Here is a 25321-nt window from a genome sequence, read left to right on the forward strand (position 1 = left end):
CCTATATTGCTTATTTAAGGTTACATTTATGCCCGCATTGCTTACTTAAGAGACTCAATTCTGCCGGAAATCAATCAGAAGTGAGGATTTAAGTGTTTAAGTGTTTAAGTGTTTATTCCGTTAGTCCCGCAAGTCCCGGCAGTCCGACCAGTCCGACCAGTCTGACCAGTCCCGCCAGCGATCGACCGATATTGACCGCAACTCGTGCGGTTGTTGAGGAAAGTGCGGTTTCCGCATCCCGCTTGCTATATCCGTTTCTCTGCACCCGTTACCTTCCGCCAGCTCCACAGGAAAGGACGGAGGGGGAAATACAAGAAATGCAGCGCCTCCGGCAGCGGCAGTGTCTTCGCATCCGCTGCATAAGGGTACATAAAGCCGGTTACATAGAGTACCTGATGCCAGGGGGATAGAATCGCCGGCTGGTAATATTTATAATGACGCTCGACCTCCGGCTCCAGCGGAGGGTTGTGCAGATTGACCATCCGCGCCACATAGAACAGGGCGCGCTGTGCTAATCTGCGGGCTTTGGGTTGGTCCGTCAGAGCGGACAATCCGGGCTCTATCTCCGCGTCCAGCAGACCGGCTGCCAGAATAAGTGCCTGTCCGCCTACAGCGCTGTAATTGTAGCGCCGCAGCAGGCGGGTCAATACAGCGGAGTCCGGCTGCTGCAACAGCAGCATTTTGATGTCCAGCAGCCATCTCAGCCGGGACCATCCATGTCTGGCTCCATGGGCAGCCAGGAACAGGAACAGATCCTCCTGGCCCAGATAGTGGACGTTGCGGCCGAAGGGGCTGCTTGTCCGCGCATGCTTCCAAAGGGTATCGAAATCGGGTTCTTTGGACGGCCCCGGGCTTAATCTCCAGTGTACCTCCGCCTTGATCTTACTGACCGGATGATTGAATGTAGTATGATGCTCCCGCCATTTCCAGTCTCCGAGTATGCTCTCGAACGTTTCTTCCTTCACATACCCCAGACGGATCAGCAGGGCTTCCGTATCCTGCAGCTGCGCCATCGGCACCAGGAAATCAAGGTCCCGTGAGGTCCGCAGCGAGATATCTCCGTACAACGCCTGCGCAAGCACCGGACCCTTGAGGAACAGGCAGCGGATATTCAATTCGGCCAGCTGAGTGCCGAGGTTACTCATTTCACCGCTGAGCTGAAGCATCTGGACGGTATTTCGGCGATACTCCATTTTTATCCGCTCCAGGACGCTGGCAGGAATCACATCCCCATCCATCCGGCTGAGCTTGGGGTACAAATATGGATATACCCGGTGATGTAAGGTAAGCCGCAAGAATACATCCCAGTCCAGGCCTGTGAACAGCTGCGGATTCTGGTGTGCCGTTTCATTGATATTCTCAGAAGTTAAAAGCGCAAGAAGAAGTAATGTTTCCTTAGATAAGCTCCCCTTATCGAGGGTAGGCCGTTCATTCATAGAGACTCTCCTTACTTGGCTTTGAACAGATCCGCACCGGATTTGTTCAAAGATAAGAATATATATGCCTGACGCATTAGAATGTCCTTATCTTTCCCGCTGAAACGGATACCGTTCTTCTCAGGAAGGCTGGCCGTTTCTACTTGTATTTAGAGAATGATATTAGTGAGCGTACCATCGTTAACAGAAATCTGTCAATTTAATCTGGCGATGTAATCCTGATGGGCCATATGCATCTGCTCGGCCGGCAACACTCTTGACGCTACAGTGCCTGTTACCCCTATAATGCTAGGATAAGAGAGAAATTATAGTTGGGGGAACTGCTGAGCGATGGTGCTGTTGGGAGCTTTGGTGAATGGAGCAGCTATTATTATCGGAACAATGCTGGGCAAGCTGCTGGAACGGATACCGGAGAGTATGAAGAATACGGTGATGAACGGGATTGGGCTGGCGATTGTTGTGCTGGGGGTGCAGATGGGCCTCAAAAGCGGGAATTTCCTGATCGTTATTCTAAGCCTCGTGATCGGGGCGGTAGCCGGTGAATGGATCAACATTGAAGACAGGTTCACCCGTGCAGGGAATTGGCTGGAGCGTAGAGTGGGGGCAGGCGGACAGGGGAGTATCTCGCTGGGATTCGTCACGGCAAGCCTGGTGTTTGTGGTGGGTGCAATAGCCATTCTCGGAGCCCTCGACAGCGGCATCAAAGGTGATCATCAGATTCTCTATACCAAAGCGATTATGGACGGATTCATTTCCATTATTCTGACCTCGACGCTGGGAGTCGGTGTTCTGTTCTCGGCGGTCCCTGTTGTTCTATATGAAGGGATTATTGCTCTGCTTGCTACACAGATTACCCGGTTTGTGCCTGAAGCACTGCTGAACGACTGTATTGCTGAGATGACCGCAGCGGGAGGGATTATGATCATGGCGATCGGCCTGAATCTGCTGGGAATTACCAAGATCAAGGTAGCCAATCTTCTGCCCGGTATTCTTGTGGCTGTACTGCTGGTCGTGCTGGTGCATGGATTTCAACTGAATTGAGGCAACCTGGGCCATACGGGATTTCCTCCGCTTGAACTTGTGGTGAGACGGCTAATATTTCTATAATCAACTACCCCCACTTAGCCCATAAAGGGTCTTGAAGTGGAGGTATCCTTGCCTTATATCAGATGAACGGGCATGCGCATTGCCGGACCGTTATTTGATAGTGATAGCGACTTTGCCCTGAGTCTGCCTGCCTTCGCACAGCAGATGTGCGCTGCGCAGTCCTTCTGCAGTGAGCGGGAAGGACTGGCCAATTATCAGCTTCAGCCGGCGTTCGGCCGTCAGCCGGGCCAGCTCGGCCAACTGGAACGGGTCAGCGGCGGGAGTGAGGTACGCTGCGGTGATGTCCCCAGCCGCCGCTTGTACCGGGTCAGGCCGCTCCGCAGTGGAGATCAGCCTTCCGCCGGGTGCGAGAACCGCAAAGCTCCGGTTCAGGATCAGACCTCCGGCGGTGTCGATCACAACATCTATGCTCTGCCCGAGAATAGCGGCGAAATCCTGCTCTTGCCAGTCTATCGCCTGGTCGGCTCCGATGCCCCAGGCCAGATCAAGCTCATCACCGCTTACCGTCGTAATCACGGTAGCTCCCCGGAGCTTGGCGAGCTGGACAGCCAAGCTGCCGATATCTCCCGCGCCGTCGTGAACCAGCACGCGGTCCCGGCTGGAGACCCTGGCACTGGCCAGCGCCTGCCAGGCGGCACGTCCGGCAGCAGGCAGAGCGCCAGCTGCTTCAAAGGATAATCCCGGGGGAATCGGTGCCAGCACCTGGCCGTTTGCCAATGTATATTCTGCGTAGGCCCCGCCCTCCTTAACCTGCATCAGCCCAAACACCGCATCACCCGGTTTGAACCGGCTTACTCCGCTGCCTGTACTCACTACCACTCCGGCAACGTCTATTCCGGGGATCAGCGGAAAGGCGGCAGTGTGGCCGCTGCCAGCAGGCAATGAGCCTTCCCTGACCTTCAAGTCCGCCGCATTAACAGAAGTCGCATACATTTCAATCAGTATTTCATGCTCACCCGGAATGGGAACAGGGATATCAATCTCTGTTAAATTTCCAGCGGGGCCGAACTCATGAATGGCGATGGCTTTCATTGATGGTAACCTCCTATACTGCTTGCAGATTCGCTTGTACATACTATACTTTTGCAGATGTATTTAAAAGCTAAGAATTTATATGCTTTGCGCATAAATTATCCTTATCTTTCCCGCTGAAACGGTAGCGTCCTGAAAAAGGACGGCAAACCCTTCCTGCTTGGTCAAAATCCATTAGGTAGCGCTGTGGAAACTATGCTAGAATATGACTCTAAAGTGCTGAGAAAGAGGAGGAATCCCCTGACAATGAACACTGACTGGAAGAAAAATATTGCCTTTTTCCTTACCAGCCAGACCGTCTCGCTGTTCGGATCTTCACTGGTCCAGTATGCGATTCTCTGGTATATTACCCTGAATACACAGTCCGGAGTAATGATGACGTTAGCGATTATCTGCGGATTTGTGCCGATGTTTCTCTTGTCGCCCTTTGCGGGGGTCTGGGCAGACCGTTACAGCCGCAAATGGCTGATTGTCCTCTCGGATTCTATTATTGCAGCTTCGACACTGGTTCTGGCGATATTGTTTCTGCTGGGATACGACCAGATGTGGCTGCTTTTTGTGGTGTCTGCCCTGCGGGCGCTTGGAGGCGGAGTGCAGACACCGGCTGTAGCGGCCATGCTGCCGCAGCTGGTGCCGGAAGACAAACTGACCCGGATCAGCGGAATCAACGGCAGCATTCAGGCAATGGTGATGCTGCTGTCCCCGATGCTGAGCGGAGCCCTGCTGAGCATGGCAAGTATTGAAATTATATTTTTCATCGATGTGATCACTGCTGCAGTGGCGGTTATGACGATGTTCTTCTTCGTGCAGGTGCCGCTTCATGCCAAAGCTGCTGCAGAGCAGACACTCAGCTATTTGAGTGATCTGCGCCAGGGCTTCAGCTATATCCGGCAGCATGCTTATATTAGAAGCTTTTTTATTTTCTGTGCCTTTTTCTTTGTGCTGGCGGCCCCGGTGTCGTTTCTGACTCCGCTGCAGGTTACACGAACCTTTGGCGGGGATATCTGGCGCCTGACCGCCATTGAGATTACGTTCTCGATCGGGATGATGCTTGGCGGACTGCTGATGGCCGTCTGGCCGGGTTTCCGGAACCGGGTTCATACGATGACTTTATCGGCCCTTGCCGTCGGGTTATGCACGTTTGCGCTGGGTGTAATTCCAGTCTTCTGGATTTATCTTGCCGTAATGGGGCTGGTGGGACTGGCGCTGCCGTTCTTCAATACCCCCTCCACAGTTCTGCTGCAGGAGAAGGTGGAGCCGGATTACCTGGGCCGGGTCTTCGGGGTGCTGGGCATGATTTCGAGTTCGATGATGCCGCTGGGCATGCTGGTCTTCGGGCCGTTGGCCGATCTTATACAGATTGAATGGCTGCTGATCATTACGGGAATGCTGCTGTTTATCCAAGGCTTTTTCCTGCTGGGTAATAAGGTGCTGATCGAGGCAGGCAAGCCTGCTGCTGTTGCTGGTGCTGAAGCGGAGAATGCCGGAGGAAATGAGTAAGATCTGCCGGTTGCTCCGGAATCACATGAATGTTTGTACAAAAGATTGAAATCAAGGAGTACAGTACTGTAGAATTGCACTATGTAAGATAAACGTTCTATATATCAGATTTAACCAAGAAGGGGATTGTATCGTTTGAATAATGAAGAAGTAATCCAAGAGCTGCCAGAGAATTATGAGGAACTGAAGAAAGCCGCCGGCCGCTCCGCGGATTGGAGAGCGCGTCTTGAAGCAGTGGAAGAGCTGGGCCGCTACAACCACAAACAAATTATTGATATCCTTAATCGTCTGATGATCAGCGATCCTGTATATACCGTTCAAGAAGCCGCGTACAACAAGCTGAGAGCCTTCGGCGAAGAGGTCAAGGTTCCGTCGAAGAATAAGGCCGAGCTGTTCAGAGGGGTATCGAAGATTATTCTGCGGATTAAGAAGAGTCTTCCGAAAGACCATTCTTACGAAGAGTTCAAAGAGAAGCTGAAGAAGATGCGGGTTGACGTCTACGATGCCTATGAAGGCGAGAAGGGCGAGAATTTCGATGAATGGCTGGAGAAAATGTGGGTTTCGGCCACCAAATAGGTAGAGCACAGCAAGCGGAGAGATGGGGGAGCCTTCCTTATCGATCCGCTTTTTGATGTGATAAGGGGGAAGGATTATGAGTATTGCAAGAATGCTAGGGATCACCTACCCGATAATCCAGGGGGCCATGGCGCAGATTGCCTACGCCGAACTGGCAGCAGCGGTATCGAATGCGGGGGGACTGGGAGTCATTGCCTCCGGCGGGATGAGTGCGGACCGGCTGCGGGAAGAAATTCATAAGTGTAAAAGCCTGACGGCTAAGCCCTTCGGCGTCAACCTGATGCTGATGGCTCCCAACCGGGATGAACTGGCGCAACTGGTGATAGACGAAGGCGTTAAGGTCGTGACCACAGGAGCGGGTTCGCCCAAGAATTACGTGGGGATGTGGAAGGCAGCAGGTATAGTGGTCATTCCTGTAGTTCCTTCTGTGCAGATTGCGCGGAAAATGGAGGCGCTGGGAGTCGACGCGATTGTGGCTGAAGGCACAGAGGCGGGCGGTCATGTGGGCGAGACTACAACCATGGTGCTTGTTCCACAGGTTGCCGATGCTGTAGCCATTCCCGTTATTGCTGCCGGCGGAATCGCCGATGGCCGGGGAGCGGCGGCAGCTTTTGCACTGGGAGCGCAAGGGGTGCAGGTGGGCACACGCTTCCTGGCGACAATCGAATGTCCGGCCCATGAGCAGTTTAAGCAGGCGGTTGTTGCCGCACAAGACGGCGATACGCTGGTAACCGGCCGTTCGCTTGGTGTTCCTGTGCGCAGCATTAAGAACCGTATGACGCTGGAGTACATGAGGCTGGAGAAGGGCGGGGCGGGTAAAGAGGAGCTGGAGGCACTGGCAATGGGCTCTCTGGGCCTTGCGGTCCGTGACGGGGATACAGAGAACGGTTCGGTAATGGCCGGCCAGATTGCAGGGCTGGTACGTGAGATTACCACCGTGCAGGAGGTCATCACCTCCATGTTCGCAGAGGCTAAGACCGTTGGCCGCAAAGTATATAAAATGACCGATGATGTTCATACAGGCGCACTATATTAATCCAAGAAAAGGATGATTTCATGCTTACCCATAAATTTCAGGAATTCCTGGAGCTGTCCGCGCAATTGCGGCCCGGCTACACCGCCAGTCTGGGCAAGGCCCCGGCAGGAGGCAGTGCCGCTATTTCAGAGTATGCCCCCGAGGTTCCTCCGCTTTTACAGGCAATCTATGACACCGTTCTGGGAACGGGCAGCAGCGAAGAGGACCCCAGCCTGGTTGAATTCATTCCGGGCTACCGGCTGATTCATATCGGGGAATACGGCCAGGAAGTGGCGCTACTGTCAGGCATCCTGCAGGAGAAGGGCTATGCCGGCGGCGGGGTCGTGCTGCCGCTGCTGACTAACTACGGCAGTGATTTTATCTGCTACTACCGGTCTGAGGATGGGGTCGAGCGGGTATGCGACCTGCTGCATGACTACGGCGATTTGGTGACCATGTATGATTCACCGGAGAAATTCCTGGAGACCCTGTGCGAATTCTATAAGCAGGAGGTATATTTCCTGGATGAAGAGGGCTACCTGGACTGTGATCTGGTAACGGAAGGCGAGGTAGGCGCGGCACTGAATCCGGATGCGAAGTACTGGTCGGAGTAAGCAGCTGCGGCTCTGGATTATTTTGCATATATTCAATTGTTTTGCAGGGCCCTTCCCTTTCGGTCCGTCTAACGGATGAGAGGATGAGGAAGGGAAGGGTGACTGCACATGCAATTTCTATTCAGGAACCGGAACGGGCAGCTCAGAGCAGGCTGGGAGATTTTATGGGTCGGCGGGGCTATTGCGCTTCTGACGGTAATTGTCTCCTTTGGTCTATCGCTGCGTGTGGGTTCCACAGGACTATTCGATCCGGACGGCTGGGTGCGTGTCTTCAAATCTACAGCCATCTATTCGTTTATTGTTGTGTGTTATACGGTACGAATAATACATAAGCGTCCGCTGTCCAGCATTGGACTGTCCAGGCCTGACGGCAAGCGGTTCGCTGCCGGCTTCGCAGGCGGAGCACTGCTGCTATCCTCCGTTCTGCTGGTGCTATGGGGTCTGGGGAATGCTGTGGTTCAGGGAGAGTGGTCACAGCCCCGGTTCGGACAGCTCGATGCGGCGGATATTGTGATTACGGCACTGCTGGCCGGAATCTGCGAAGAGGTGATCTTCAGAGGATACCTTCAGCATCTGCTGTCCTCAAGGCTCGGTATTCCGGCCGCAGTGGGCCTGACCGCCATCTTCTTCTCGCTTGCCCATATGGCGAATCCAGGATATAGCTGGATCAGTGGACTGAATATCGTGATTATCGCTTTAATCTTCTCTTGGGTGACTCTCCGGACAGGTAATTTGTACGCTGCGATGGCGCTGCATATTTCCTGGAATCTGTTCCAGGGCTACATATACGGCGTTGCGGTGAGCGGGAATACGCCCAAAGGTATCTATTCGGTATCCTTACAAGGAAATGAGCTGCTGACCGGGGGCAAGTTCGGCCTGGAAGGGAGTCTGGTTACCACACTCATTCTTGTCATTCTGTATACAGCGTTGCTGCTTCTGTCCAGCGGCAAACGCGGTACAAGGATACAGAGACAGGAAGGTTCGATTCGTATTCGTTAGAGCTTAAGGCTGTCTTGAGGTAAAAGCACAAAAATCCCCGTTCCTACGTGACTGTAGGAACGGGGATTTTATTGTTTCTTCAGTTCATTAGGAACTGGCCTTATCGGCGTGCTTCCAGTCAACAGGAGCGAGCCTGCTGCTGCCGGCCAAGCTGCTGCCTACTCTTGCGCAGCCTTCTTCTCCTGCTCGCGCAGCTCGATTCTGCGGATTTTGCCGGAGGTCGTCTTCGGCAGATCCGTAATGAATTCGATTTTGCGCGGGTACTTGTAAGGTGCAGTCTGTTCCTTGACATGGGACTGCAGCTCTTTGGCCAGCTCCGGTGTGCCGGCATGGCCGTCCTTGAGCACAACAAAAGCTTTGACGACCGAGCCGCGGATCTCGTCAGGACTGGCTACCACTGCGCATTCCTTGACCAGGTTATGTTTCATTAATGCTTCTTCTACTTCAAACGGCCCGATGGTATAACCAGAGCTGATGATGATATCATCCCCGCGGCCTTCGAACCAGAAGTAGCCGTCCTCATCCTTGCGCGCCCGGTCGCCGGTTACGAAATACTCCCCGTGTGAGCAGTTTGCCTTGCGCTCCGGATCTTTGTAGTAATTCTGGAACAGGGCAGGCATGCTCAGGTGCACGGCGATATCACCTACGACCCCGGCAGGCAGCGGATGTCCTTCCTCGTCGATTACTTCAACAATTCCGGGAGCAATCGATTTGCCCATGGAGCCGACACGGATCGGCTCATCCTTCAGCGCCGCGATGATCAGGGTGCTCTCTGTTTGTCCATAGCCGTCGCGGATCGTAATATCGAAGTGCTGCTGGAAGGTGTGAATGACTTCCTGATTCAGCGGCTCACCGGCGGATACCGCACAACGCAGATTCGACAGATCGTACTGGGCGAGGCCTTCAGTCTTGGCCATCAGACGGTACTCTGTAGGTGTGCAGCACAATACCCCGATCTTCTCATCCTGCAGCAGCTGAAGATAACGGTCCGGATGGAAAGGGCCATTATAGACGAAGCCGGTAGCCCCGTTGCCGAGTACAGTGAGGAATGGACTCCAGATCCACTTCTGCCAGCCCGGTGCGGCCGTTGCCCAGACAGTATCCGATTCACGGATATCCAGCCAGAGGGAAGAGGTGATCCGCAGATGCGCATATCCCCAGCCGTGGGTATGGACTACGGCCTTCGGGTTGCCGGTTGTGCCGGAAGTATAGGCCAGAATGGCGATATCGTCCCGGCGGCTGGCAACCGCAGGGAAGGAGTCGGATTGTCCGTCCATCAGGCCTTCCAGGTCTACCCAGCCGTTGCCAAGCTCAGCTTCGCCGACAGACAGGCGATAGTCCAGTGAAGGCAGATCTTCGGCGATCTTGTTCACTTCGCCGGTAACCTCCGACCAGACAATGACCGCGCGGGCTTCGGAATGGCGCAGCCGGTAGGACAGATCCTTGGCCCGCAGCATTTCAGAAGATGGAATAACGGCAAGTCCCAGCTTCAGGCAGGCCAGATAGATGACGTAGGCGATAATGCGGCGTGGTACCATAACCAGGACACGGTCCCCTTGCTTCAGACCGAGGCCTGACAGCCCCCCCGCCAGACGGTTAGCCTGAGCCATAAGCCGTCCATAGGTGATTTCTTCGAAATCCCCGTTCTCTTGTAACCATTTAAGAGCAATCTTATCTCCAGGATGCTGCTCCATTTCCGAAGTGAGATTGTAGAATTCAGGTGCGATCCAGCGTTGATTATCCAATTGAACCTCTCCTATGCAAACATGATGATGTATCTGATAAATATAGTATAGCACGTTCTCCTAGTACCAGATGCTAAATCCCCGTAACGATACAGAAGAATGTTCTGTGACAGCTTTTATTTTGAACATTCTAATCTTGAAGGGGAGAACCACATGATTTTCAGAAAAATTCAATTCCCCTTTTCATTAAGTGATATAATCAGACCTGAATATTTGAAAATTACGGAACAGGCGGTCGATAGTTATGCTGGAGGATAAACAGGAGGATAAGCTTGGGCAGCTGCAGAATGTGCTCAGTATGATTCAGAAAACGTACCCCGAGGATGCTGCCCTGGTGCTCGCGGATACGGACAAGGTGCTTGCTTATCTTCCCGGTGAGAAGATTGATCTTAAGGTTCCGGTAGGCGCACCTATTGAGAAGTTCAGAGGTACTGTGTCGTATGCAGCCCTGGAGACGGGCAAAGTGCAGCGCGAGGAACGCGGCCCGGAAGCTTTTGGCATATCCTATCTCTCAACGGCAGTCCCGGTCATGCGTGAGGGTGAAGTCATTGGTGTTATTGCAGCGATGGTATCCAATCACAAGGCGGCAAGGCTTCAGGAGGGTGCACAGGAATTGTCCTCCCTGGTGGAAGAAATGACGGCGACCTCCGAAGAAGTGACCCGTTCCTCCATGGGAATTACCCAAAGACTGGACGAGCTAATGAGCAGCTCGAATTCTATGGTTCAAGATATCGAGAGCAGCTTTGAGATTCTGTCCACCGTCAAACGGATCGCTGACCAGTCACATATGCTTGGGCTTAATGCGGCAATTGAAGCAGCGAGAGCCGGTGAACAGGGACGGGGATTCGGCGTGGTGGCGACTGAAATCCGCAAGCTGGCTAATGACAGCCACGCACTGGTGAAGAACATCCACAGCCAGCTGGCAGGGATGAAGCAGTCTATTCTGCAGATGGACCAGTCCATCCAGCACATCATGTCATTCTCACAGCATCAGGGACAATCGATGCAGGAGTTAAGCCGGGCGTTTGAGCATGTGGCCGGGACTGCGAATGATTTATCCAATATGGACTAGGCCTAGACGTATATTATAAACTGCAGCCGCAACAACCCTCAGATGATGCCTCCGGGCATCTTTTTTATATAAGCAGGTCCAGACATGTCTAATGTTGCTTCCCATGAAGTTATTCATACAGGAATTACGGGTAAAATAAAGAGCAAGACGCTTCACACAACAGAAACAGCAGAAAGCGGGCAGCAGAAAATGAGTAATCAGTCGCCAATCAGCGGAACAACCTTTGATGAGATATTCGCAATTATGGAAGCTTCTTTTCCGGTAAGTGAGATCAGAACCTATAGCGGGCAGCGGGCTTTGCTGGCGAATCCGAATTATCACCTGTATACCGAAAAGGATGCAGAGGACCGGACGCTCGCTTTTATGGCCGCCTGGGAATTCCCTGAATTGCGGTTTGTTGAGCATATTGCCGTTAACCCGGATATACGGGGCGGGGGAATCGGCAAGAAGCTGATGAACCGCTATATCAGTCGTTCGGACAAGCCGGTGGTGCTGGAGGTGGAGCTGCCTGAGGGGGAAACGGAACAGCGGAGGATCGGATTCTATGAACGGCTGGGCTTTTATCTGAATCCGTACCCTTATGTGCAGCCGCCGCTGCGCGCGGGTCAAGCTGATCTGCCGCTGCGCATTATGACCTATCCCCGGCCAGCTACCCTGAAGGAATTCCAGCGGTTTAGGGATATCCTCTACACCGAGGTGTATCAGATTACGGTCCCGAACAGCCGTTAACACCTGGTGCAGATTCGGAATTACTTCTTTACAATCCGGATACAAGTTAGAAACAAGTTAATGGTTTAATGAATCTATAGCAAGGAACACTACAACAACACACACAAGGGAGACGATATTAATGAAGAGCAAAAAAATGATCATAGCAACCATGGTATTCGGAATGGCTATTACGGGTTCAGCAGGTGTATACGCAGGAACGAATATGCAGAAGATCAGTGCGTACCTGAACCACAGCATCGGCTTCAAAGTAAACGGAGCGGCTTACACGCCGGTAGACGGCAATGGCAAAACACTGTCACCAATTACTTATAATGATACAACGTACCTTCCGGTCCGGGCACTGGCGGATGCACTGAAGGTGCCGGTAACATTCAATGCTTCTACTAACCAGGTCATTCTGGGCGGCGGAAAGGTAACTACAACACCGGATAACGGTTCAGCTATTGCTTTAGCGGCAGTACAATACAGTGCAGCACAAAAAGAAGAGATTACCAAGGCGTTCGCCGCCTACCAGGGCTTTGAAACAGCTTATGCTCCGGCCCAAATGATCAGCGGGGATGCATTCCAGAAGGTTGTGGGCGGAGATGACGGCGTAAGCTTCCTGTTCAATAAAATGCGGGTGAATGTATCCCCGCGTGATTATTCTTACGATTATAACGGAACTACCGTGAAGCTATCCAACGGAACGGAAGCGAAGTGGTACACCCCTTCAGATACGGCTATGCTGACCTTTGCGCTGGCAGACCGTTTTGTGACTATCAGTTCGCCGGATAAATCACTCAGCAAAGCACAAATCGAGAAAGTAGCTGTAAGTGTAGCGAAATTGAGCAAATAATCACTACTGCTTCTATAGAGATAGAACACACAGAGAAATCTTCAGAAGCATATTTATAGAATGTTCTTATAGTAAAAAGGGATGTCCGCAGAGCCAGCTGAACTGGTCCTTGCAGACATCCTTTTTTGGTATACAGCTCCTGGCTGAACGTTGTAGCCTATTTATTGGTGCTGTGCTGTTTGTTCGCCAGGCGGGCACCAGGTGTTCCTTTGCCCCGGTTTCTGTTCTTCAGCGCTTTCCGCTGATTCTCCTGGAATTTCTCCACGAATTCATGAGTGTCCATTGCGGCGGTCCTCCTAATAGTTTGCTCAGCTTAACCTCGGTGAATGTACTTCGATCAATACCCACTTCGGAATCATGAGCTTCAGTGTTATTAAGCATGGCTTTAAAAGCAAACGCTTAAGTTTGGTATGTTTACTTTATCCACTTCGGACCCTTCTCATGCATGGCTTGTTTCTTTCGAATGTAACCAACCTCATAGACATCAGGACCCTAAGAAGCGCAAAGTAAACTAATAGTTTACTTGACTGCACTGCCGTGCAGATTGAAAGGAGGCGAGACTGTGGGAAGCAGCGAACGCAAAATGAAAGAGAAGGAGCTCCGCAGGAACGACATTATAGAAGCTGCGGAGACAGTCTTCTTTGCCAAAGGGTATCAGAATACGACCATGGATGACATTGCCAAAACAGCGGAATTCAGCAAGAGAACGCTATATGTATATTTCAACAGCAAGGAACAGCTTTACTTTGAGATCATGATCAGGGGCTATAGATTGATGCAAGGGATGCTGCAGCAGGAAATGCTCGAGACGAAGACCGCGAATGCCATAGACAGCCTTGTGCAAATGGGCAATGTTTTTTACCGTTTCAGCAAAGTGCACCCGGAATACTTCAAGGCCATTATGGAATACGAGACCGCAGAGATTGACTTCGATAGGGGAATCACGGACGCCTCCAGAGAGGAATGTTATGCCTTGGGTGAGACGATGACAGAGTACTTAATCGGGCTAACCCGCAAAGGGATAGAAGAGGGCGTAATCCGTAAAAGCCTGAATCCAGTCGAAACCGCGCTGGTGCTGTGGTCTTGTGTGATCGGTGTTTTGAATACGGTCCGGAAGAAGGAGAATTATCTCAGGCAGATGCATTCGACAACACCGGATGAACTCGTAATGGCAGCCTTCCATCTGATGGTTGAGTCTATAAAAGTCTAGAGGAGGGGGTCCATTGAAAGGAAAGAGGAGTTTTAAAATATTGAAGCTAATTATTTCGTTTACTGCCGGGCTGGTCCTTGCCGTGTTTGCCTTATTAATGTTCCTTAGCGGAGTCTTCAGGCAGCAGGATTACTTGCAGCCGTGGAGTCAAGGGTACTCCGCAGCTATGACAGATCCCAGAGTGAGACTGGCCGCACATGGTCTGCTGGCCGCAAGCGGGCATAATATGCAGCCTTGGTTAATCAAGCTGGATCAGAAGAACGATAAAGTGTTTACACTATATGCTGACAACAGACGCCTGTCTCCGGCGGTGGATCCTGAAGCAAGACAGTTAATGATTTCGCAGGGAACCTTTCTGGAATATGTACGGATTGCAGGACAACAGCTTGGATATCAGGTAGACATCAAACTGTTTCCTGAGGGACGCTATGATGAGAGCAGGCTGGAAGAGAGTATGGCCAGCAAACCGGTTGCACGTCTTACGCTCAATGGCATAAGTCTGGTGAGCCAGCCGCCGCTCTACAATTATTTATTCCAGCCGGATACCAATAGGGGACCTTATACTTCCGATAAGCTCAGCCCGGTTCAATTGAAGGGACTGCAGAGTATTAATTATATCAGCGGTCTGAAAATGAACATCGTTCAGGATGCCGGCAATATGAAGATATTGGGAGACTACGCCGAGAAAGCGGCAGTAATAGAGGCTGGTGTAGATTCTGTGATGCAGGAATCCGCACGGATCTTCCGCACCAATGAACGGGAGAAGAATCAATTCCGCGATGGATTCTCTGTAGAAGGACAAGGAACTAGCGGTATTATGCGACATATCCTTCAGGGTGCAGTAACTCTGTTTCCATCCCTAAATGAAGGAAAAGCTGCTTCGAAGCAGTTTATCAACTCCACAACAGCTTCGGTCAAGAGTACTCCCGCGTACGTGCTAATTATCAGCAATGACAACAGCCGGGTTAGCCAAATCCGGAGCGGCATGCTCTACAGCCGGTTAACCTTGACCGCTCACCTTCAAGGGCTGGCTATGCAACCATTAAGCCAGGTGCTTGAGGAATATCCGGAGATGAGCAGATTGTACAGCGGGATTCACCGCGAATATGCCGCTCCCGGTCAGACGATTCAGATGCTGGCCCGTGTGGGAACTCCGCTTAAGACAGGGCAGCTTAGCATGAGGCGTGATGTGCTAGAGCTGCTGGACGATAATTAAGGCCGTAATTCTGCTAGAGAGTAATAAGCCTTCACTCTGTGGATATTATCTATCCTGTTGGATTAACTGATACATTGTGTCGGCAGGAGTACTGTGAGTGCGGTTCGCCGCACTCCATGCATTATGGGGCACAATCCGTGAAGAACCTGGAGTTCAAGGGAATGCACAAGATAGTTTCAAAATAAAGCTTGCAAAGAATTTCTATACATGATATATTCTATTTCTGGCCGCGAAACATCAACGCCGAGCTCGAAAAAAAAGTTGAAAAAAAGAGCTTGCATTGATCGGTTGGATGTGATATATTATAAGAGTTGCTGGTGACGCGGTAAGCGGCGCTGACAACGAGCTTGATCTTTGAAAACTGAACAACGAGTGAGTGGGAAATCACGAAAGTGACTTCCGAAAATGATGAGTTTCACGGCGTCTTGTACGCTTTGGAAATCTCATCGTGAGAATGAAAATTCTCGTCAGATGTTTCAAAATGAGCAATCGCTCTTTCTAAATACAATTTGGAGAGTTTGATCCTGGCTCAGGACGAACGCTGGCGGCATGCCTAATACATGCAAGTCGAGCGGAGTTATGAAGGAGCTTGCTCTGGATTAACTTAGCGGCGGACGGGTGAGTAACACGTAGGCAACCTGCCCTCAAGACTGGGATAACTACCGGAAACGGTAGCTAATACCGGATAATTTCTTTCCTCTCCTGAAGAGAGAATGAAAGGCGGAGCAATCTGCCACTTGGGGATGGGCCTGCGGCGCATTAGCTAGTTGGTGGGGTAACGGCTCACCAAGGCGACGATGCGTAGCCGACCTGAGAGGGTGAACGGCCACACTGGGACTGAGACACGGCCCAGACTCCTACGGGAGGCAGCAGTAGGGAATCTTCCGCAATGGGCGAAAGCCTGACGGAGCAATGCCGCGTGAGTGATGAAGGTTTTCGGATCGTAAAGCTCTGTTGCCAGGGAAGAACGTCCGGTAGAGTAACTGCTACCGGAGTGACGGTACCTGAGAAGAAAGCCCCGGCTAACTACGTGCCAGCAGCCGCGGTAATACGTAGGGGGCAAGCGTTGTCCGGAATTATTGGGCGTAAAGCGCGCGCAGGCGGTCATTTAAGTCTGGTGTTTAAACCTTGGGCTCAACCTGGGGGCGCACTGGAAACTGGGTGACTTGAGTACAGAAGAGGAAAGTGGAATTCCACGTGTAGCGGTGAAATGCGTAGATATGTGGAGGAACACCAGTGGCGAAGGCGACTTTCTGGGCTGTAACTGACGCTGAGGCGCGAAAGCGTGGGGAGCAAACAGGATTAGATACCCTGGTAGTCCACGCCGTAAACGATGAGTGCTAGGTGTTAGGGGTTTCGATACCCTTGGTGCCGAAGTTAACACAGTAAGCACTCCGCCTGGGGAGTACGGTCGCAAGACTGAAACTCAAAGGAATTGACGGGGACCCGCACAAGCAGTGGAGTATGTGGTTTAATTCGAAGCAACGCGAAGAACCTTACCAGGTCTTGACATCCCGATGAAAGCATTAGAGATAGTGCCCCTCTTCGGAGCATCGGAGACAGGTGGTGCATGGTTGTCGTCAGCTCGTGTCGTGAGATGTTGGGTTAAGTCCCGCAACGAGCGCAACCCTTGACTTTAGTTGCCAGCAGGTAAGGCTGGGCACTCTAGAGTGACTGCCGGTGACAAACCGGAGGAAGGTGGGGATGACGTCAAATCATCATGCCCCTTATGACCTGGGCTACACACGTACTACAATGGCCGGTACAACGGGAAGCGAAACCGCGAGGTGGAGCCAATCCCAGCAAAGCCGGTCTCAGTTCGGATTGCAGGCTGCAACTCGCCTGCATGAAGTCGGAATTGCTAGTAATCGCGGATCAGCATGCCGCGGTGAATACGTTCCCGGGTCTTGTACACACCGCCCGTCACACCACGAGAGTTTACAACACCCGAAGTCGGTGGGGTAACCCGCAAGGGAGCCAGCCGCCGAAGGTGGGGTAGATGATTGGGGTGAAGTCGTAACAAGGTAGCCGTATCGGAAGGTGCGGCTGGATCACCTCCTTTCTATGGAGAATCGTCACCTGCAACGGTGACATTCAAATCGGAAGCGTAAGCTTCCACAACGAACCTTAGGGTTCAAACACTCACTCGTTGGTCAGTTTTGAGAGTTTAAGCTCTCATCTTTACACTGTCTGAATTTTCGAACATCACAATCGTGATTGTCCCGAAATTTCAGCACCTTGATCCTTGAAAACTGGATACCGAAACGAATTTGCGTTTTAGAACATCTTTTAGCTGAAACTTGTGTAAGCAAGTTGAAATAGTTATTAGTTGCTACAGCGATTTTCCTAACGGAAAACGCATTGGTTAAGCTAATAAGAGCACACGGAGGATGCCTAGGCGCCAGGAGCCGACGAAGGACGTGGCGAACAACGAAACTGCCTCGGGGAGCTGTAAGCAAGCTTTGATCCGGGGGTGTCCGAATGGGGAAACCCAGCTGTGGTAATTCGCAGTTACTCGTATCTGAATACATAGGATACGCAGAGGCAGACCAGGGGAACTGAAACATCTAAGTACCCTGAGGAAGAGAAAACAATAGTGATTCCGTCAGTAGCGGCGAGCGAACGCGGAACAGCCTAAACCAAGGGGCTTGCCTCTTGGGGTTGTGGGACGTCTCACATGGAGTTACAAAGGAATATGGTAGGCGAAGAGGTCTGGAAAGGCCCGCGATAGAGGTAAAAGCCCTGTAGCCTAAACTGTGTTCTCTCCGAGACGGATCCCGAGTAGTGCGGGGCACGTGAAACCCCGTATGAATCCAGCAGGACCATCTGCTAAGGCTAAATACTACCTGGCGACCGATAGTGAAACAGTACCGTGAGGGAAAGGTGAAAAGCACCCCGGAAGGGGAGTGAAATAGAACCTGAAACCGTGTGCTTACAAAAAGTCAGAGCCCGATCTATGGGTGATGGCGTGCCTTTTGTAGAATGAACCGGCGAGTTACGTTTAACATGCAAGGTTAAGGTGAGAAGCCGGAGCCGCAGCGAAAGCGAGTCTGAATAGGGCGACTAAGTATGTGGACGTAGACCCGAAACCGTGTGATCTACCCCTGTCCAGGGTGAAGGTGCGGTAACACGCACTGGAGGCCCGAACCCACGCATGTTGAAAAATGCGGGGATGAGGTGGGGGTAGCGGAGAAATTCCAATCGAACTCGGAGATAGCTGGTTCTCCCCGAAATAGCTTTAGGGCTAGCCTCGGTGAATGGAGTGGTGGAGGTAGAGCACTGATTGGGTGCGGGGCCCGCAAGGGTTACCAAGCTCAGTCAAACTCCGAATGCCATTAACTTCTTGCCGGGAGTCAGACAGTGAGTGCTAAGATCCATTGTCAAAAGGGAAACAGCCCAGACCATCAGCTAAGGTCCCCAAGTGTGTGTTAAGTGGGAAAGGATGTGGAGTTGCACAGACAACCAGGATGTTGGCTTAGAAGCAGCCACCATTGAAAGAGTGCGTAATAGCTCACTGGTCGAGTGACTCTGCGCCGAAAATGTAACGGGGCTAAACACACCACCGAAGCTATGGCTAGATGCTTTGCATCTGGGGTAGGGGAGCGTTGTATGCAGGTTGAAGGTGTACCGTAAGGAGCGCTGGACAGCATACAAGTGAGAATGCCGGTATGAGTAACGAAAAGATCAGTGAGAATCTGATCCGCCGAAAGCCCAAGGTTTCCTGAGGAAGGCTCGTCCGCTCAGGGTAAGTCGGGACCTAAGGCGAGGCCGAAAGGCGTAGTCGAAGGACAACAGTTTGAAATTACTGTACCACCGTAATCCGCTATGAGCGATGGGGTGACGCAGGAGGGTAGTGACGCGGACTGATGGATATGTCCGTCTAAGCAGTGAGGCTGATGTGTAGGCAAATCCGCACATCACTAAGGCTGGGCTGTGATGGGGAGCGAAAATTGTAGTAGCGAAGGTCATGATCTCACACTGCCAAGAAAAGCCTCTAGCCAGGAGAAGGTGCCCGTACCGCAAACCGACACAGGTAGGCGAGAAGAGAATTCTAAGGCGCGCGGAAGAACTCTCGTTAAGGAACTCGGCAAAATGACCTCGTAACTTCGGGAGAAGAGGTGCCTCGGTAGGGTGAATAGCCCGAGGGGGCCGCAGTGAAAAGGCCCAAGCGACTGTTTAGCAAAAACACAGGTCTGTGCGAAGCCGCAAGGCGAAGTATACGGGCTGACGCCTGCCCGGTGCTGGAAGGTTAAGGGGAGTGGTTAGGGGTTAAACCCGAAGCTGTGAACCGAAGCCCCAGTAAACGGCGGCCGTAACTATAACGGTCCTAAGGTAGCGAAATTCCTTGTCAGGTAAATTCTGACCCGCACGAATGGCGTAACGACTTGGGCGCTGTCTCAACGAGAGATCCGGTGAAATTTTAATACCTGTGAAGATGCAGGTTACCCGCGACAAGACGGAAAGACCCCATGGAGCTTTACTGCAGCTTGATATTGAATTTGGGTACGATCTGTACAGGATAGGTGGGAGCCGGTGAGGCAGGAGCGCAAGCTTCTGCGGAGGCGCCGTTGGGATACCACCCTGATCGTATCTAGGTTCTAACCTAGTGCCCTTACCGGGTACGGGGACCGTGTCAGGCGGGCAGTTTGACTGGGGCGGTCGCCTCCTAAAGAGTAACGGAGGCGTTCAAAGGTTCCCTCAGAATGGTTGGAAATCATTCGAAGAGTGCAAAGGCATAAGGGAGCTTGACTGCGAGACCAACAAGTCGAGCAGGGACGAAAGTCGGACTTAGTGATCCGGTGGTACCGCATGGAAGGGCCATCGCTCAACGGATAAAAGCTACCCTGGGGATAACAGGCTTATCTCCCCCAAGAGTCCACATCGACGGGGAGGTTTGGCACCTCGATGTCGGCTCATCGCATCCTGGGGCTGAAGTAGGTCCCAAGGGTTGGGCTGTTCGCCCATTAAAGCGGTACGCGAGCTGGGTTCAGAACGTCGTGAGACAGTTCGGTCCCTATCTGTCGTGGGCGCAGGAAATTTGAGAGGAGCTGTCCTTAGTACGAGAGGACCGGGATGGACGTACCGCTGGTGCATCAGTTGTTCCGCCAGGAGCATGGCTGAGTAGCTACGTACGGACGGGATAAGCGCTGAAAGCATCTAAGCGTGAAGCCCCCCTCAAGATGAGATTTCCCAATTAGTAAGACCCCTTGAAGACGACGAGGTAGATAGGTTGGAGGTGGAAGTGCAGCAATGCATGGAGCTGACCAATACTAATCGGTCGAGGGCTTATCCAAATTCTTAGAGCGCAGATTCGTTTCGGATTCAGTTTTCAGGAATCAATTCCTGAAGCATTTACGCTGTAAATGCCCGTTTGGTGGCGATAGCGGAGGGGTTCCACGCGTACCCATCCCGAACACGACCGTTAAGCCCTCCAGCGCCGATGGTACTTGGACCGAAGGGTCCTGGGAGAGTAGGACGCCGCCAAGCGGACAATCCACACACACTGTGGTATTTTTTTTGCCCTTATTAGTTGCATAGTGGTATGAGAACGGGCCTTTAGCTCAGCTGGTTAGAGCGCACCTCTGATAAGGGTGAGGTCAGTGGTTCGAGTCCACTAAGGCCCACCATATTCCCTGATAGCTCAGTTGGTAGAGCACTCGACTGTTAATCGAGTTGTCACAGGTTCGAGTCCTGTTCGGGGAGCCATCTGGAGAGGTGTCCGAGTTTGGCCGAAGGAGCACGATTGGAAATCGTGTAGGCGCCACAAGCGTCTCGAGGGTTCGAATCCCTCTCTCTCCGTAGCATTACCTTCTCTGTAAAGGGATGAGAACCCTCAGTGGTTCGTTGGAGCATTGGCTTCGTTAGCACAGCTTCGCAATCTCGTAACGAAGTGAAGAGTATCCCTCTCTCTCCGTAGCTTTACCTTCCCTGTATAGGGATGAGAAGTAGAATTATTTAACAGCATGGCTCGTTGGTCAAGGGGTTAAGACACCTCCCTTTCACGGAGGTAACATGGGTTCGAATCCCATACGAGTCACCAATTTCTTCTTGGATTTATGGGATGAGAATTCCCTGGGTTCGTTGAAGCATAGGCTTCGTGAGGAATACTTCGCAATCTCGTAACGGAGTGGAGAGTATCCCATACGAGTCATATATGGAGGCTTAGCTCAGCTGGGAGAGCATCTGCCTTACAAGCAGAGGGTCGGGGGTTCGAACCCCTCAGCCTCCACCATCTATCTTTAACAGAATAGATCTTTAACATTGACGCGGGGTGGAGCAGCCCGGTAGCTCGTCGGGCTCATAACCCGAAGGCCGCAGGTTCAAATCCTGCCCCCGCAACCAATTTGGAACCGTGGTGTAGTTGGCCTAACATGCCTGCCTGTCACGCAGGAGATCGCGGGTTCGAATCCCGTCGGTTCCGCCATCTTTATTGCTTCAGGGATGAGAATTCCCAGGGTCCGCCCAAGCATAGGCATCGTAAGGAATACTTCGCAATCTCGTAACGGAGTGAAGAGTATCCCGCCTTGTTCCGCCATTTTTATTGTATGAAGGTATCAGGGATTGAGCATCCTATATCTCGAAGTATAGAGTATCCACCCGATTCCGTAGTGTTTGCTAATTATTAATATTGGGGATTAGCCAAGCGGTAAGGCAACGGACTTTGACTCCGTCATTCATAGGTTCGATTCCTATATCCCCAGCCATTTCATTTATGATTGCTTCTCTTATGAGAGCCATTAGCTCAGTTGGTAGAGCACCTGACTTTTAATCAGGGTGTCGAAGGTTCGAGTCCTTCATGGCTCACCATTTTCTTATAAAGTGTGCGCGTGTGGCGGAATGGCAGACGCACCAGACTTAGGATCTGGCGTTTCACGACGTGGGGGTTCAAGTCCCTTCACGCGCACCATGTTTTTGCGGACGTGGCTCAGCGGTAGAGCATCGCCTTGCCAAGGCGAGGGTCGCGGGTTCGATTCCCGTCGTCCGCTCCATATAGATTTTGCGCCCTTAGCTCAGCTGGATAGAGCGTTTGACTACGAATCAAAAGGCCGGGAGTTCGAATCTCTCAGGGCGCGCCATTTATAACTTCATTGAATCATCAAAGTGTCCTCAGGATTCGAACGAGTTCGTTGGAGCATCAGCTTCAATAGCACAACTTCGCAATCGGATGCGAAGCATCCGTATCTCTCAGGGCGCGCCATTATTACTTTGCAGTATAGCTTTTATATTAACGGGATGTAGCTCAGCTTGGTAGAGCACCTGGTTTGGGACCAGGGGGTCGCATGTTCAAATCGTGTCATCCCGATATTTCACCTTTGCGGGTGTAGTTCAATGGTAGAACTTCAGCCTTCCAAGCTGATAGCGTGGGTTCGATTCCCATCACCCGCTTAAATAATAGTTACAGCAACCCTTGATATTCAAGGGTTTTTTTGTTTTTTTAGCATGGGGCGGAAGTATTGCTTACTAAAAATACATAGTATATGCTGGTGGCCGCTCTATGCGCTGGTAATGCTATATTATGCAGACAGCCATGTTTATATAGACCTGTTATATTAGAACTATGGAAGAACAGGCACTATTTACTTGGAAGTTGAGGAGCATTTATTATGACAGACAAAGTAATACGGATCTTCAAGATCATTAACGCCATCCAGTCGAATCCCGGGATTACGGCTGCGGATCTGGCATTCCGGTGCGAGGTGAATATTAGAACGATTTACAGGGACTTGGATGTAATCAGTCATTTTGCACCGGTGATGAATGAGGGGAGAGGAACGGGTTATAAGTTTATGGGGAAATTCTTCTTATACCCGCTGGATTTCTCCGAGCAGGAGGCAATGGCCTTCTCTCTGCTGCCCTCCGTGCTGGCACCCGGCAAAATCCCCCCAGGTTTTCTGTCTGCCTTTGACAAAGTCATGGGCACACATCTGAAGGAGAAATCCAAACAGAATGGAATGCTTGAGAATATTTCAGATATTATCCAAATGGGCAAGCCTGCTTACCGCAAGGAGAGCCGGAATTTCCTGCAGCCGCTGATCGGGGCGATTATGGAGCAAAGGCGGATTCGTACGGTATATCACTCGCAATTGCGTAATGAGACAACGCAGCGGGAGATTGATCCTTATTATTTGATTCCGCGTGACCAGAGATTCTATCTGATTGGCTATTGCCACCTGAAGAGGGCGATCCGGACATTTCGCATCAGCCGTTTTCAGCAGGTAGAGGTGACGGATACCCCCTTCGACAAAGGGGATTTCAATATTAAACAGTATCTGAAAAATACCTGGTCGATCGACCGGGGCAACAAGAATACCACCTTCAAAGTGCGGTTTCATCCGGAGGTAGCGCGTTACATCAAAGAAGAGGAATTGTTCGTGCACCCGCGAATGACCGATGAGGAAGACGGAAGTCTGCTGTTTGAAGTCACCGTCAATAACGACAAGGAATTTATTAAGTGGATTCTGCAATATGGCCCTAACGCCGAGATTCTTGAGCCGGTATCCGCGAGACAGGGACTGAAGCAGCAGCTGGAGCAGTGGATGAATGTGTATCATTAGGCAATATACATAGAAAATGCAAATACGATAATCCCAAGAAACCCCTGACTGATGAAGTCAGGGGTTTCTTGGCGCTGAAGGGTGCAAGTGGAGTTACTCCGGTACCACCAGTCCCAGTCCGTCCGCGATACGCCGTCCAAATTCCGGATCGGCTTTGTAGAAATGGCCAATCTGGCGAAGCTTGATCTCATCCGACTCGACTGGAGTCATCGCGCCTACAATATTGCGTACGAGCCGGGCACGCTCCTCTTCATTCAGCAGACGATAGAGATCACCCGGCTGGGTGTAATGATCGTTGTGATCATAAGGGAGACTGTCTGCTTGACCGGAGACTGCAAAAGCGGCCGGTCTATCCTGCGGCGACTCGGTTGCCCCGCCGAAGCTGTTAGGCTCGTAATACACGGAGCCTCCGCCGTTATTGGTATGATTCAGCGCGCCATCCCGCTGATTATTGTTCACCTCGGCGATGGGCCGGTTAACCGGCAGGTGGTTGTGATTCGCTCCTACCCGGTAACGGTGGGCGTCTCCGTAGGCGAAGAGGCGGCCCTGGAGCATTTTATCAGGAGAGGCTTCTATCCCTGGCACAAATGATCCCGGGGAGAAGGTAGCCTGCTCCACTTCGGCGAAGTAGTTCTCCGGATTGCGGTCCAGCACCATGCGGCCCACCTCAATCAGCGGGTAATCCTTCTGGGACCATACCTTGGTGACATCAAACGGGTCGAAACGGTAGGTGTCAGCATCCTCTACAGGCATGATCTGCACATGCAGTCTCCAGGCGGGGAAATCCCCTTTGTCGATCGCATTGAATAAGTCCTCAGTATGGTAATCCGGGTTGTCACCGGCAATCTGCGCAGCCAGATTAACATCGAGATTCTTGACGCCCTGCTCTGTTTTGAAATGGTATTTCACCCATACTGCGGCGCCTTCTGCATTCACCCACTTGAACGTATGGCTGCCGAAGCCGTGCATATGACGGAGGGTGGCCGGTATGCCGCGGTCAGACATCAGAATCGTAACCTGGTGCAGGGATTCAGGGGAGAGCGACCAGAAATCCCATACAGCGTTCGGGTTCTTCAGATGTGTCTGCGGGTGGCGTTTCTGGGTATGGATAAAGTCCGGGAATTTGATCGCATCACGGATGAAAAAGACAGGTGTATTGTTGCCGACGAGGTCGTAGTTGCCTTCTTCGGTATAGAATTTCACGGCAAAGCCGCGCGGATCGCGCACGGTATCAGCAGAACCCAGCTCCCCGGCTACGGTAGAGAAGCGGATGAACATCGGTGTGCGCTTACCGACTTCAGATAAGAAGGCAGCTTTTGTATATTGGGAGAGATCTTTGGTGACTTCAAAATAGCCATGAGCACCGGCACCTTTGGCATGGACGACACGCTCAGGAACACGTTCCCGGTTAAAATGGGCTAATTTCTCCAGCAGATGAACATCCTGCAGCAAAGTGGGTCCGCGGGAACCGGCTGTCATAGAATTCTGGTTGTCACCTACCGGGGCACCCCAGCTTGTCGTTAGTTTGTTATTGCTCTCACTCATGAATACAGTCACCTCGTATTAGGATTTGATTTTAGATTAAGTATAAGTTTTATAATAACAAAAAATTAAATAAAATCAATCCTTTTTTATAATCATTATAATTAACAATATGCGGAAGATGGTAAAATCATG

18 protein-coding genes, 14 tRNA genes and 3 rRNA genes are annotated in these 25321 nt (G+C 51.7%); 29 read left to right on the top strand and 6 right to left on the bottom strand.

Features of this window, described 5'->3' with window-relative positions:
- Positions 1-112: 112 nt before the first annotated feature.
- Positions 113-265, bottom strand: coding sequence for a hypothetical protein (locus NSU01_RS04385; protein ID WP_179093630.1), 153 nt, complete (start codon positions 263-265; stop codon positions 113-115).
- Positions 246-1436 (bottom strand): nucleotidyltransferase family protein, encoded by a 1191-nt coding sequence (locus tag NSU01_RS04390; protein WP_042133662.1) that lies wholly within the window; start codon positions 1434-1436, stop codon positions 246-248. The genes NSU01_RS04385 and NSU01_RS04390 overlap by 20 nt, the downstream gene beginning before the upstream one ends.
- 330 nt (positions 1437-1766) lie before the next feature.
- Here NSU01_RS04390 and NSU01_RS04395 point away from each other — a divergent pair, with 330 nt between their 5' ends.
- Positions 1767-2477: a DUF554 domain-containing protein gene (locus NSU01_RS04395; protein WP_076247989.1), complete on the top strand. Its 711-nt coding sequence runs from the start codon at positions 1767-1769 to the stop codon at positions 2475-2477.
- Positions 2478-2633: 156 nt separating this feature from the next.
- On the opposite strand, the gene NSU01_RS04400 is transcribed toward NSU01_RS04395, so the two are convergent.
- Positions 2634-3575: an NADP-dependent oxidoreductase gene (locus NSU01_RS04400; protein WP_076247992.1), complete on the bottom strand. Its 942-nt coding sequence runs from the start codon at positions 3573-3575 to the stop codon at positions 2634-2636.
- Positions 3576-3821: 246 nt separating this feature from the next.
- Between NSU01_RS04400 and NSU01_RS04405 the strand changes: the two genes are divergently transcribed.
- The 5 genes from NSU01_RS04405 (at position 3822) to NSU01_RS04425 (ending at position 8279) form a co-directional block, all read left to right on the top strand.
- Positions 3822-5075 (top strand): MFS transporter, encoded by a 1254-nt coding sequence (locus NSU01_RS04405; protein WP_076247994.1) that lies wholly within the window; start codon positions 3822-3824, stop codon positions 5073-5075.
- A 135-nt stretch (positions 5076-5210) separates the two neighbouring features.
- Entirely contained in the window at positions 5211-5651 is a 441-nt protein-coding gene (locus tag NSU01_RS04410; protein ID WP_042133669.1) for a HEAT repeat domain-containing protein, read from the top strand.
- A gap of 76 nt (positions 5652-5727) precedes the next feature.
- The gene (locus NSU01_RS04415) at positions 5728-6687 is read left to right on the top strand and encodes a DUF561 domain-containing protein (protein ID WP_076247997.1); all 960 of its coding nucleotides are present in this window, start codon (positions 5728-5730) and stop codon (positions 6685-6687) included.
- 20 nt (positions 6688-6707) lie between these two features.
- Positions 6708-7280 (top strand): hypothetical protein, encoded by a 573-nt coding sequence (locus tag NSU01_RS04420; RefSeq protein ID WP_076247999.1) that lies wholly within the window; start codon positions 6708-6710, stop codon positions 7278-7280.
- Positions 7281-7388: 108 nt separating this feature from the next.
- Complete coding sequence (locus tag NSU01_RS04425) at positions 7389-8279, top strand: CPBP family intramembrane glutamic endopeptidase (RefSeq protein ID WP_076248002.1); 891 nt, start codon at positions 7389-7391, stop codon at positions 8277-8279.
- A 158-nt stretch (positions 8280-8437) separates the two neighbouring features.
- Here the strand turns inward: NSU01_RS04425 and NSU01_RS04430 are convergent, their stop codons facing one another.
- Entirely contained in the window at positions 8438-9973 is a 1536-nt protein-coding gene (locus NSU01_RS04430; RefSeq protein ID WP_076248015.1) for an AMP-binding protein, read from the bottom strand.
- A gap of 295 nt (positions 9974-10268) precedes the next feature.
- Here NSU01_RS04430 and NSU01_RS04435 point away from each other — a divergent pair, with 295 nt between their 5' ends.
- From NSU01_RS04435 to NSU01_RS04445, 3 genes are all read left to right on the top strand, one after another.
- A complete protein-coding gene (locus NSU01_RS04435) occupies positions 10269-11096 on the top strand; it encodes a methyl-accepting chemotaxis protein (protein ID WP_076248004.1) in 828 nt (275 codons plus the stop codon).
- Between the two features lie 189 nt (positions 11097-11285).
- On the top strand, positions 11286-11825 hold the full coding sequence (locus NSU01_RS04440) for a GNAT family N-acetyltransferase (RefSeq protein WP_179093632.1): 540 nt from the start codon (positions 11286-11288) through the stop codon (positions 11823-11825).
- 121 nt (positions 11826-11946) lie between these two features.
- A complete protein-coding gene (locus tag NSU01_RS04445) occupies positions 11947-12663 on the top strand; it encodes a stalk domain-containing protein (RefSeq protein WP_042133678.1) in 717 nt (238 codons plus the stop codon).
- 157 nt (positions 12664-12820) lie between these two features.
- Here NSU01_RS04445 and NSU01_RS04450 read toward each other — a convergent pair whose 3' ends face one another.
- The gene (locus NSU01_RS04450) at positions 12821-12946 is read right to left on the bottom strand and encodes a DUF4023 family protein (RefSeq protein ID WP_076248006.1); all 126 of its coding nucleotides are present in this window, start codon (positions 12944-12946) and stop codon (positions 12821-12823) included.
- Between the two features lie 279 nt (positions 12947-13225).
- Between NSU01_RS04450 and NSU01_RS04455 the strand changes: the two genes are divergently transcribed.
- The 20 genes from NSU01_RS04455 to NSU01_RS04550 all read left to right on the top strand — a co-directional run bounded on the left by NSU01_RS04455 (position 13226) and on the right by NSU01_RS04550 (position 23644).
- A complete protein-coding gene (locus NSU01_RS04455) occupies positions 13226-13873 on the top strand; it encodes a TetR/AcrR family transcriptional regulator (protein ID WP_052421666.1) in 648 nt (215 codons plus the stop codon).
- Positions 13874-13913: 40 nt separating this feature from the next.
- Positions 13914-15089, top strand: a complete 1176-nt coding sequence (locus NSU01_RS04460; RefSeq protein WP_256704026.1) for a hypothetical protein — start codon at positions 13914-13916, stop codon at positions 15087-15089.
- 506 nt (positions 15090-15595) lie between these two features.
- A 16S ribosomal RNA gene (locus tag NSU01_RS04465) occupies positions 15596-17151 on the top strand.
- Positions 17152-17452: 301 nt separating this feature from the next.
- Positions 17453-20383 (top strand): 23S ribosomal RNA (locus NSU01_RS04470).
- Positions 20384-20459: 76 nt separating this feature from the next.
- Positions 20460-20576, top strand: a 5S ribosomal RNA gene (gene rrf, locus NSU01_RS04475).
- Together the 16S, 23S and 5S rRNA genes with 14 tRNA genes alongside form the textbook arrangement of a ribosomal RNA operon.
- A 63-nt stretch (positions 20577-20639) precedes the next feature.
- Positions 20640-20716, top strand: a tRNA-Ile gene (locus NSU01_RS04480).
- Positions 20717-20719: 3 nt separating this feature from the next.
- Positions 20720-20795: transfer RNA gene (locus NSU01_RS04485), tRNA-Asn, on the top strand.
- Positions 20796-20798: 3 nt separating this feature from the next.
- A tRNA-Ser gene (locus NSU01_RS04490) sits at positions 20799-20888 on the top strand.
- Between the two features lie 166 nt (positions 20889-21054).
- A tRNA-Glu gene (locus NSU01_RS04495) sits at positions 21055-21129 on the top strand.
- A 116-nt stretch (positions 21130-21245) separates the two neighbouring features.
- Positions 21246-21321, top strand: a tRNA-Val gene (locus tag NSU01_RS04500).
- A gap of 33 nt (positions 21322-21354) precedes the next feature.
- Positions 21355-21431, top strand: a tRNA-Met gene (locus NSU01_RS04505).
- A gap of 4 nt (positions 21432-21435) precedes the next feature.
- A tRNA-Asp gene (locus NSU01_RS04510) sits at positions 21436-21513 on the top strand.
- 205 nt (positions 21514-21718) lie between these two features.
- Positions 21719-21793, top strand: a tRNA-Gln gene (locus NSU01_RS04515).
- A gap of 27 nt (positions 21794-21820) precedes the next feature.
- A tRNA-Lys gene (locus tag NSU01_RS04520) sits at positions 21821-21896 on the top strand.
- 16 nt (positions 21897-21912) lie between these two features.
- A tRNA-Leu gene (locus NSU01_RS04525) sits at positions 21913-21996 on the top strand.
- A 7-nt stretch (positions 21997-22003) separates the two neighbouring features.
- Positions 22004-22078, top strand: a tRNA-Gly gene (locus NSU01_RS04530).
- A gap of 10 nt (positions 22079-22088) precedes the next feature.
- Positions 22089-22165 (top strand) — tRNA-Arg (locus NSU01_RS04535).
- A 153-nt stretch (positions 22166-22318) separates the two neighbouring features.
- Positions 22319-22392 (top strand) — tRNA-Pro (locus NSU01_RS04540).
- 12 nt (positions 22393-22404) lie between these two features.
- Positions 22405-22475: transfer RNA gene (locus NSU01_RS04545), tRNA-Gly, on the top strand.
- 218 nt (positions 22476-22693) lie between these two features.
- Positions 22694-23644: a WYL domain-containing protein gene (locus NSU01_RS04550; RefSeq protein WP_042133682.1), complete on the top strand. Its 951-nt coding sequence runs from the start codon at positions 22694-22696 to the stop codon at positions 23642-23644.
- A gap of 93 nt (positions 23645-23737) precedes the next feature.
- On the opposite strand, the gene katA is transcribed toward NSU01_RS04550, so the two are convergent.
- Positions 23738-25189, bottom strand: a complete 1452-nt coding sequence (katA, locus tag NSU01_RS04555; RefSeq protein WP_042133684.1) for a catalase KatA — start codon at positions 25187-25189, stop codon at positions 23738-23740.
- Positions 25190-25321 lie beyond the last annotated feature (132 nt).

Origin of the sequence: Paenibacillus sp. FSL H8-0259 (assembly GCF_037963255.1) — a bacterium.
GTDB lineage: Bacteria > Bacillota > Bacilli > Paenibacillales > Paenibacillaceae > Paenibacillus_AQ > Paenibacillus_AQ phytohabitans.

Excerpts from the sequence above, each read along its gene's own strand:
- NSU01_RS04395 (WP_076247989.1), top strand. The coding sequence starts at position 1,767 with ATGGTGCTGTTGGGAGCTTTGGTGAATGGAGCAGCTATTATTATCGGA.
- NSU01_RS04550 (WP_042133682.1), top strand. The coding sequence starts at position 22,694 with ATGACAGACAAAGTAATACGGATCTTCAAGATCATTAACGCCATCCAG.
- NSU01_RS04425 (WP_076248002.1), top strand. The coding sequence starts at position 7,389 with ATGCAATTTCTATTCAGGAACCGGAACGGGCAGCTCAGAGCAGGCTGG.
- NSU01_RS04435 (WP_076248004.1), top strand. The coding sequence starts at position 10,269 with ATGCTGGAGGATAAACAGGAGGATAAGCTTGGGCAGCTGCAGAATGTG.
- NSU01_RS04405 (WP_076247994.1), top strand. The coding sequence starts at position 3,822 with ATGAACACTGACTGGAAGAAAAATATTGCCTTTTTCCTTACCAGCCAG.
- NSU01_RS04400 (WP_076247992.1), bottom strand. The coding sequence starts at position 3,575 with ATGAAAGCCATCGCCATTCATGAGTTCGGCCCCGCTGGAAATTTAACA.
- NSU01_RS04390 (WP_042133662.1), bottom strand. The coding sequence starts at position 1,436 with ATGAATGAACGGCCTACCCTCGATAAGGGGAGCTTATCTAAGGAAACA.
- NSU01_RS04445 (WP_042133678.1), top strand. The coding sequence starts at position 11,947 with ATGAAGAGCAAAAAAATGATCATAGCAACCATGGTATTCGGAATGGCT.
- NSU01_RS04450 (WP_076248006.1), bottom strand. The coding sequence starts at position 12,946 with ATGGACACTCATGAATTCGTGGAGAAATTCCAGGAGAATCAGCGGAAA.
- NSU01_RS04430 (WP_076248015.1), bottom strand. The coding sequence starts at position 9,973 with ATGGAGCAGCATCCTGGAGATAAGATTGCTCTTAAATGGTTACAAGAG.
- katA (WP_042133684.1), bottom strand. The coding sequence starts at position 25,189 with ATGAGTGAGAGCAATAACAAACTAACGACAAGCTGGGGTGCCCCGGTA.
- NSU01_RS04415 (WP_076247997.1), top strand. The coding sequence starts at position 5,728 with ATGAGTATTGCAAGAATGCTAGGGATCACCTACCCGATAATCCAGGGG.
- NSU01_RS04420 (WP_076247999.1), top strand. The coding sequence starts at position 6,708 with ATGCTTACCCATAAATTTCAGGAATTCCTGGAGCTGTCCGCGCAATTG.
- NSU01_RS04440 (WP_179093632.1), top strand. The coding sequence starts at position 11,286 with ATGAGTAATCAGTCGCCAATCAGCGGAACAACCTTTGATGAGATATTC.